The organism is Chryseobacterium sp. HNCC26DJ241 (assembly GCF_057180505.1).
Genome location: NZ_JBXUGL010000078.1, coordinates 1 through 1,203 on the forward strand (window position 1 = coordinate 1; position 1,203 = coordinate 1,203).

1 protein-coding gene is annotated in these 1,203 nt (G+C 32.6%); it reads right to left on the reverse strand.

Going from position 1 to position 1,203, the window contains the following annotated elements; all coding sequences use genetic code 11:
- Nucleotides 1-276: 276 nt before the first annotated feature.
- Complete coding sequence (locus AC2A1C_RS15805; RefSeq protein ID WP_484026894.1) at nt 277-756, reverse strand: hypothetical protein; 480 nt, start codon at nt 754-756, stop codon at nt 277-279.
- Nucleotides 757-1,203: the final 447 nt, after the last annotated feature.

Sequence of the window (1,203 nt, forward strand, 5' to 3'; positions counted from 1 at the left end):
TCTTTGTAGAGATGCTTTCAGCATGACAAATTTCGTGCATATTTTGAAAATCAAATGGTATGTAATTAAACTATGACCTCAATAAAGTTATTTAATCTATCCCTTTTGCTAATAAAGGCTTTCCTTCATTTAGCTTAGTGCAGCCTGAAGCTGTTTAAATATTGCTGATCATATTCGAGGTTTTACCTGAGCCTGTCAATTGGCGGAAGAAAAATAAAAAAGGCTGTCTTCACTTTAATGAAGCAGCCTTTGTCAAATACTATTTCTTAGCAACCTTTAGACAGTCTGGGTATTAGAAGCATTTCCTGAATTCGGAAAAAACTGTTTCAGTTCTTCCACTTTCTCTGTAAATCCCGGTGTTTTGGTGCCGGATTTATACTTGCTGTAATCATAATCCGTAAGAGCATCTTGGTAATTATCATAATCATGAACAATTTTGAAATCACTGAGCATACGGCTGATGGTTGACAAACGGTCTAAACGAGTATCTGCAAACAAACGATCCTGAAAATCGGCTTCAAATTCCTCCCAGTTTACATCAGTACTGGCTAAAGAAGGTTGTGATTGCTTATATTCTCTACATTTGTTTACCAATAATTTATTGTTTTCATTTACGCTTCCATATTTTTGACGTTCCTCTGTAGATAAATTTTGGGTAACAGCAAGAAGATTGGTTTCAATGATTAATAAAGCGTTGTCTATTGCTTCTTTTTGGGCGGGAGTAAGATGGTATACTCCTAAATTGCCTATTGCCATATGATATTTTTTTAAATTTACTTTTATGGTTTTACAAAATACATACCAATTTTTTCTAATATTTGCGAATATCACAATAAAAACCTAAAATTTTACCCCGAAAACCTAAAATTTTACGTATGCCACCCTAAAATTTTGCGTCGAAGACCTAAAAATTTACATCTTGTTTCCTAAAATTTTGCGTAAAGAACCTAAAATTTTGTGTAATGCATCGTAAAACGATCACTAAGCAGCCTAAAATTTTAAGTTTTCAGGAGGATACTCATACTTTAAATATAAATTAGCGTGAGTTCAATGTAAGTATACGAGAAATAAAAAATGCAAATTCTACAAATGTTTAAATTTCAATTACTTGTATATATTCAAAGATTGCAAAGCGTTTTATTCGAAGAGAATACCTCGAGGCTTGCATTGGGATTATTTATTCAGCAAAGAACTCACATACTT

What these genes read in the sequence shown, in the direction of transcription:
- AC2A1C_RS15805 (WP_484026894.1), bottom strand. Translation starts at nt 756, where the DNA reads ATGGCAATAGGCAATTTAGGAGTATACCATCTTACTCCCGCCCAAAAA.